This is a genomic window from Frankia sp. CeCAU1 (genome assembly GCF_977971845.1).
Genome location: NZ_CDWWXA010000044.1, coordinates 29,492 through 36,258 on the forward strand (window position 1 = coordinate 29,492; position 6,767 = coordinate 36,258).

The following is a 6,767-nucleotide window of genomic DNA, read 5'->3' on the forward strand; positions in this document are numbered from 1 at the left end:
GTGCCGTTCCCGGGAACGGCACCCCCGGGAACAGCACCCCCGGGAACAGCACCCCCGGGAACAGCACCACCAGGAACAGCACCCCCGGGAACAGCACCCCCGGGAACAGCACCACCAGGAACAGCACCCCCGGGAACAGCACCACCAGGAACGGAGCGAGGCGCGGGAACCGGATGACGACGCGGCGGCGCCGTCGCCTGGACGGGCTCGCGCCGGTCGTCACCGAGCTCGGCCAGGTCGGTCCAGGCCAGCTCCACGACGATGTCGCCGGCGGTCACCCGCAGGTGCGACGGCGGCCGCACCGCGTTCGCGTACAGGGCAAGGGCGTGGTGCTGCACCGCGGCCAGGACGGTGTCGACGTCCGCCGCGTCGATGGCGGACAGCGGGCCGGACGCGGCGGTCGACCATCCCGGCGCCGTGCCCGGATCGTCGACCGCCCGGTTTCCGTTGGAGGAGACGGCGCCGGAGCGGCGCGCTGCCACAGTCGTGCTCATGAACTCTGCTCCCTGTGTTCGGAGTGTCCCGGGTGTTCGGAGTTGCCCGGGCGTCCCGGGGGTGACGCGCCGGCAGGCTCACCCGCCACCGCGCCGAAGCGACGGAAGCGCAGCCACCGCCGGTACACGAGCTCCTCCGGGCCGGCCAGTCCCAGCGTCGCCAGCGTCGCGCGCAGTGCGGCACCGACGAGCGCCGCGGCGTGGACGGGATCGGCCGCGGCACCGCCGTCAGGCTCGGGTACGACCCCGTCGACAATCCCGAGCTCCAGCAGCTGACGCGCGTCCACGCGCAGCGCCTCGGCAGCCTTCGGCGCGGCGGTCGCGTCCTTCCAGAGGATCGACGCGCATCCCTCCGGGCTGATCACCGAGTACACCGCGTTCGCGCACATCAGCACCCGGTCGGCGACCGCGAGCGCCAGCGCCCCGCCGCTGCCGCCCTCGCCGGTGACGACGGCGACAACCGGAACGGGCAGCGCCCCCATCAGGCGCAGGTTCTCGGCAATCGCGACCGACTGTCCCCGTTCCTCCGCCTCGACGCCGGGATGGGCGCCGGCGGTGTCGATGAAGGTGACCACCGGCAGGCCGAGCTTGGCCGCCAGCCGCATGACCCGCGCCGCCTTGCGGTACCCGGCGGGACTGGGCATGCCGAAGTTCCGCTCGCTGAGCTCCGCGACCGTGTGCCCCTTCTGGGTGCCGATCACGGCCAGCCCGACTCCGCCCAACCGGCCGAGACCGGCGACCATCGCCGGGCAGTCGGCGGAGGCCCGGTCGCCGTGCAGCTCGTTGAAGTCGTCCAGCAGAAGCGAGATCAGGTCGAGGGTGGTCGGGCGCCCGAGCGCCCTGGCCTGCCGCACGGCGTCCCAGGGATGACGGACGGGCAGGTGGAGCACCTCGGTGATCACCCGCTCGGCTCCGTCATGCCCGTCGGACAGGCCGCCCCCGGCCGTGGCGCCCCCGGCCGTGGCGCCCTCGGCCACCTCATGAACGCCGGTGGCGACGCGCAGGAGCCGGGACAGCGCGGCCCGCAGGTCGCCACGGGGAACGATCATGTCCACGATTCCGTGGTTCAGCAGGAACTCCGCCGTCTGGAAGCCGGGCGGCAGCTTCTGGCGGATCGTCTGCTCGATCACCCGGGGACCGGCGAACCCGAGGCGGGCACCCGGCTCGGCGACGATAACATCACAAAGAGTGGCGAAGGAGGCTGCCACTCCCCCGAACGTCGGGTCGCTGATCAGTGCCACGGTGAGCACGCCCGCCTCGTCGAGCCGGCCGAGCATCTGGCTCGTCTTGGCCATCTGCATCAGCGACAGCAGGCCTTCCTGCATGCGGGCACCGCCGGAGGCGGTCACAATCACCAGCGGTGTGCGCTCGGCCAACGCCAACTCGCCCGCCCGGGTGATGGCCTCGCCGACGGCCGATCCCAGGCTGCCGCCCAGGAAACGGAAGTCCATCGCCGCGACGATCACCTCGGCGCCGTCGATGCGTCCCCGCGCGCAGACGACCGCCTCGGCCAGTCCGGTCCGCTCGCGGGCCTGGCGCACCCGGTCCGGATAGGGGGCCGAATCGGTGAAGCGCAGCGGATCGGGATCCGCGGGCACGGGCGTCGTCAGCTCGGACCATCCCGGGTCCAGCAGCTGGGCGAGCCGGCTCGGGGCCGTCAGCGGCGCGTGCCAGCCGCACTCCGGGCAGACCCGGTTGGCTGCGAGGAACCGCTTGCCATAGAGAAGAGTCCGGCATCCCCCGCACAGATGCCAGGCGAGGCGGTCCGCGGTCGACTCCGCCTCGACGGCTGGCACGGGCACGGGCGTGCCAGCGGTGGCCCCGGGCGCGGTCGTGGGCGCAGTCACCGGGCACCCGCCGTCAGAACGTACCGGTGCGCCGGCGAGCTCTCGCGCGTGGCCGGCGGTCGGTAGGCGGCAGCCCGCACCGGCAGCCGCACCCCGGCGAACCGCAGTGCCGCGGCCCGCCCGGTGTAGGCGGCGCCGAGCATCAGCTCACCCGCGACGTCCACCGCGCTGCGCCGGTCGACGTCCGCCAGGTAGCTGCCGGCCGCCCAGGTGTTGAAGGCGCCCAGAGACGGGCCGCACCAGATCTGGTAGTCGGTGATCCGGTCGGGCGCGGCGGAGATCGCCCAGCCCGAGGACAGCCCGAGATACCAGCGGAACACCAGCGCCATCCGTCTCTTCGGGTTGGCCTGCGCGCGTTCGATCTGCTCCGGGTCGCGCCGGCTGAAGTAGTCGACGGTGTCAGCCCATACCTCGTCCACGGACCGGCGCAGGACCGAACGCTCCAGCCAGTCCCGATCCTCCGCCGAAAGGTCGTCGAGGGAGTCGTGGGCGCGGTAGAGGTCGTACAGCCGGCGGCCCCGCCCGGCGAACATCGTGCCGCGGCGCAGGACCTGCACCTCGGCGCCGATCTCGAACATGTCGGAGGCCGGCGCCATGTCGATGTCGTTCGGGCCCGCCTTCGCCAGCAACGCCCGCGCCGCCGCCGACTGACCGGACTCGACGCACGCCTGGTTCACCGAACCGGTGACGACGTAGGCGGCGCCGAGCGCGAACGCGGCGAACACCGCCGATGGCGTACCGATGCCACCCGCGGCTCCCACTCTCGGCGGGCGGCGGTAGCCGAGCTCGGCGGCGATCCGGTCGCGCACCGCGATGATCTCGGGGAGCAGGACCGGGAGCGGCCGGCGGTCAGTGTGGCCGCCGGAGTCCGCCTCGACGGTGATGTCGTCGGCCATCGGCACCGTGCGGGCGAGCGCGGCCTGCTCGGCGGTCAGGGTGCCATCCGCCACCAGCGGGCGCAGCAGCGCGTCCGGGGCGGGGCGCAGGAAGAGCTCGGCCACCTCCCCGCGGGAGACCTTGGCCACCACCCGGTGCCCGGCGTGTACGCCGCCAGCGCCGCCCGGCCGCAGCCCCGCGGCCCGGTAGGCGACGATCTGCGGGGTCAGCTCCAGGAACGCGGACGCCTCCACGCAGGTCACCCCGTGGCGCAGGCAGGCGGCCAGGATGGCCCGTTCCAGCTCCAGCTCGTTCGGGCTGTGGATCAGATTGCAGGCGAAGGGCGCCGGGCCGAGCTCACGGCGGATCCGCCCAAGCGCGTCGTCGATCCGGTCGGGCAGCACGCCGGCCGCCCCGTACGTGGCGAGGAAGCCCGCCCGTGCCATCGCCACGACCAGCTCCGGCGAAGCGATGCCGTTCGCCATCGCGCCGGTCATGTAGGGCTGACGCACCCCGTAGTCGGTCAGGAAGGACGCGGCTCCCAGCCGCTCGGGGCGGGCCGGCGGCGCCACAGCCAGCACCGTCGCCCCCGCCGCGCGCAGGCTCGCCGGGTCGTCGGTGGCCGCGATCGCGCCGCCCTGTTCGCTCACCACGACGCAGGGCGCGTCCAGCCGGGCGAGCAGGTCGTGGATCTCCTGGGCGGAACGCGCGAGCCGCGGCCCGCCCGATCCAGGACGCGGCATCGCCGGCGCGCCACGGACCGTCGTTGTCGTCGTCACCATGATTGCGCTCCTCTACCGCGCGCTTCGGCGGCGATGTCGGTCAGTCCGTAGATACGCATGCCGGGTTTCCAGACGCTGGCGTCCGCGACGACCCGTGCCCGGGCACCGTCGCGGCGGACCTCCTTGATGTGGACCTCCAGCGTCATCTCCCCGTCATCCGGGCGGATCTGGCCGCGGTAGCGCCAGCTCATCGGCAGCCCGGCCGGCACGACGAAGACCGGCTCGACGAGGTCGTCGGTCAGGCCCTCCTGGACCATCCACTCCTGCAGCGCCTGGATGACGGCCTCGACACCCAGCGAGCCGGGCATCACCGGGTCAAGCCAGAAGTGCCGCGCGAAGAACCAGTCGTCCGGGCTCGTGGGGCGGACGGCGTGCAGGTAACCGCGGCCGAAGTCGCCGCCGCCGTCCACCACCGTGATCTGGTCGAGCAGGGCCATGGCGCCCTGGGCGCACAGCGGCGCGTTCGCGGCCCGCCGGGCGGCCACGTCGATGGTCCGCCGGTCCGCCTGCGCCGGGCTGGTGCGTTCCAGCCAGGTCGGCACGAATGCGCCCTGATCGAGACCGTTCTGGTTCGCCAGCGTCCGCTGGGTGAAGAAGCCGAACAACGACTCACCGACGTAGAACGGCTCGCCGTCACGGTCATCGCCGTCACGGCCGGACCCGTGCGATCCGGATCCGTCGACCGGCACGAGGAACAGCTCGTACTGGAAGTTCTGCAGGATCGCGCCGCTGAGCACGGTCGTGGACAGCAGGGTCGAACGCTGCCGGATGGTGCGTCCCGCCAGGTCCACCTCACGCCGGACGGTCGCCGTGCCGTCGAGGTTGCGCAGGACGTAGTCGTTGGCCGGGTCGGTCAGGGTCGCACCCAGGTAGTAGCCCAGCAGGAGCGCCGACTGTAGCGATGTCTCCATGTGCACGATGTTCGGCATCGTCGGGCTGGGGCTGTCTGTGTAGTACCAGGAGTCCGCCGGCGAGTCGTACTCGGTGATCATCGACGCGCCGCCGCTGAGCTGACCGCGCGCGCCGTCCACCCGCATGACCCGGTCCACCAGCCGCAGGCCGCCGCCGGGCAGCCGGCAGACCGTCCGGCCCGCGGCGGAGGCGAACTCGGGACCGAGCGCGATGGCGAGGTCGCCGCGCGCCGCGTGGAACATCTGCAGCTCACCGAGCAGCGCCGACTCTCCGGTCGCGCCCACGCGGCCGAGGAAGGCCGGCAGGACGCCGCCGTGCGCCGGACCCACGGGGGTGCCCGGACGTTCCCGCACGGCCAGGGCGATCCCGCGGATCGTGGCGACCGGCCCGTGGGCGTCCCGCAGCTCAATGTCAGCGCGCAGCCAGGGCCGCGGCACCAGGTCGATGTCGGTGACGGTCAGCACGAGCTCCAGACCGGCCTCGGCAGCCGGCCCGGCACCGTGGCCGGGCGCGTGGATCTCGATCGACAGCCGGCCGAGCCCGTCGGGGAGTTCCAGCCGCTCGTCGGGCAGCGCGACGTCGAGGTGCGCATCCGCGATCACCAGGTGCAGACCGGCGGCCATCGCGAACACACTCACCGCCTGCCAGGAGGCGGTGAGCGCCGCGATGGCCAGGTGGGTCGGATCGGGCTGCCCGTCGTGGTCCACGCCGCCGGTCAGCCGGCTCACCGAGGCCCGCAACTGGCCCCGGCCGGCCGCGCCGCCCCGCGGCGCGAACTCCGGCACGGCGGCCAGCGGACCGCCGGGGGCGAGCCGCACCGACGGGTTCACCCCCCGCTGGTCGTAGCGGGCGCCGAAGACGCCGGCAACGTCACCGCGCGTCAGCCGGTCCAGGTCACCGGCGTCGAGGGTGGTGCGGGTGGTACGGCCGGGCAGTTTGAACGCGTCCTCCGTCCAGCCGCGCGCGCCCCGGGAGCCGGAGGGAGCACCCGCCGGCTCCAGGGCGGCGAAACCGGGCGGGTTCCCCGGCGCTTCGATGCCGGCGAACCCGGCAGCCCCGGCGAGACCGCCATGGCTCGCGCCGTCCCGCGCGAGCCACCGGAACACCCCGCCGAGGACCTCCAGGAGCACGTCGGGGCCGCGGGTGACCCGCAGCGCGAGCGTGACCTCCGCCGTGGCCGGGTCGAACCCGCCGGGGGCCCCGACGCGGGTGGCGGCCTGAACACGCAGCTCGTCCCCGACCCGGGGCAGCGGTCCGCTGGTCACCAGAGCCGCCCGGGTCAGCACCCAGTGCCCCCCTCCCCGGGGTGCCAGGTGCGCCGACCCGCGCAACACCTCGTCCAGGGCCTGGCGGACCACGGCGGGCAGCGACACCCAACCGTCGATCGCCGCGGCGTCCCGGGCCACGACGGTGACATCCACCGTCAGCTCGGCAGGCGCCGTGATCTCGACGGGGGCGATCGCGGGAGCGGGCCGCGGCGGAGTGCCGGGCGCCGAGGCACCCGCGTGCCCGGGGAGCCCAGCATCGTGGAAGGCCGGCCGGTCCACCGCCGGGGTGCCCCACCCCGGTCCACCCCGACCACGATCACCCACGGCGGCCGGAGCCCGGCCGCCGGGCGGTGCGATGGCGGCCATCGCGGCCAGCGCCCGGTCGGCCAGGGCGGCCTGCGTGCGCATCGCCGAGGCGTGGGCCGCGACCACCGAGGCCCGCAGCCGACGCAGGGTGGCCGTGGCGTCGTCGACAGCCGGGGCGGCCGCCGTACCCACAGCAGCCGTGCGGCCCACGCCGCTCAGGACGTCCGCGCCGCGGGTGGCGGCCGTGATCTCCCTGCCCCCGTCGGCGTTGTCCTCCTCGCC

At 74.3% G+C, this 6,767-nt stretch carries 4 protein-coding genes; all 4 read right to left on the reverse strand.

Features of this window, described 5'->3' with window-relative positions; translation table 11 throughout:
* A partial coding sequence (locus AC08OO_RS10450) for a hypothetical protein (protein WP_476618457.1) occupies nucleotides 1-223 on the reverse strand: 223 nt, incomplete at its 3' end.
* Between the two features lie 267 nt (nucleotides 224-490).
* Nucleotides 491-2,341: an acetyl-CoA carboxylase carboxyl transferase subunit alpha gene (gene accA, locus AC08OO_RS10455; protein WP_476609738.1), complete on the reverse strand. Its 1,851-nt coding sequence runs from the start codon at nucleotides 2,339-2,341 to the stop codon at nucleotides 491-493.
* Nucleotides 2,338-3,999: a PfaD family polyunsaturated fatty acid/polyketide biosynthesis protein gene (locus tag AC08OO_RS10460; protein WP_476609739.1), complete on the reverse strand. Its 1,662-nt coding sequence runs from the start codon at nucleotides 3,997-3,999 to the stop codon at nucleotides 2,338-2,340. The genes accA and AC08OO_RS10460 overlap by 4 nt, the downstream gene beginning before the upstream one ends.
* Nucleotides 3,993-6,767: beta-hydroxydecanoyl-ACP dehydratase (locus AC08OO_RS10465; RefSeq protein WP_476618458.1), on the reverse strand; the 2,775-nt coding region annotated here is incomplete at its 5' end. The genes AC08OO_RS10460 and AC08OO_RS10465, both read right to left, overlap by 7 nt.

Coding starts and splice junctions, on each gene's coding strand:
- AC08OO_RS10460 (WP_476609739.1), bottom strand. CDS start 3,999: ATGGTGACGACGACAACGACGGTCCGTGGCGCGCCGGCGATGCCGCGT.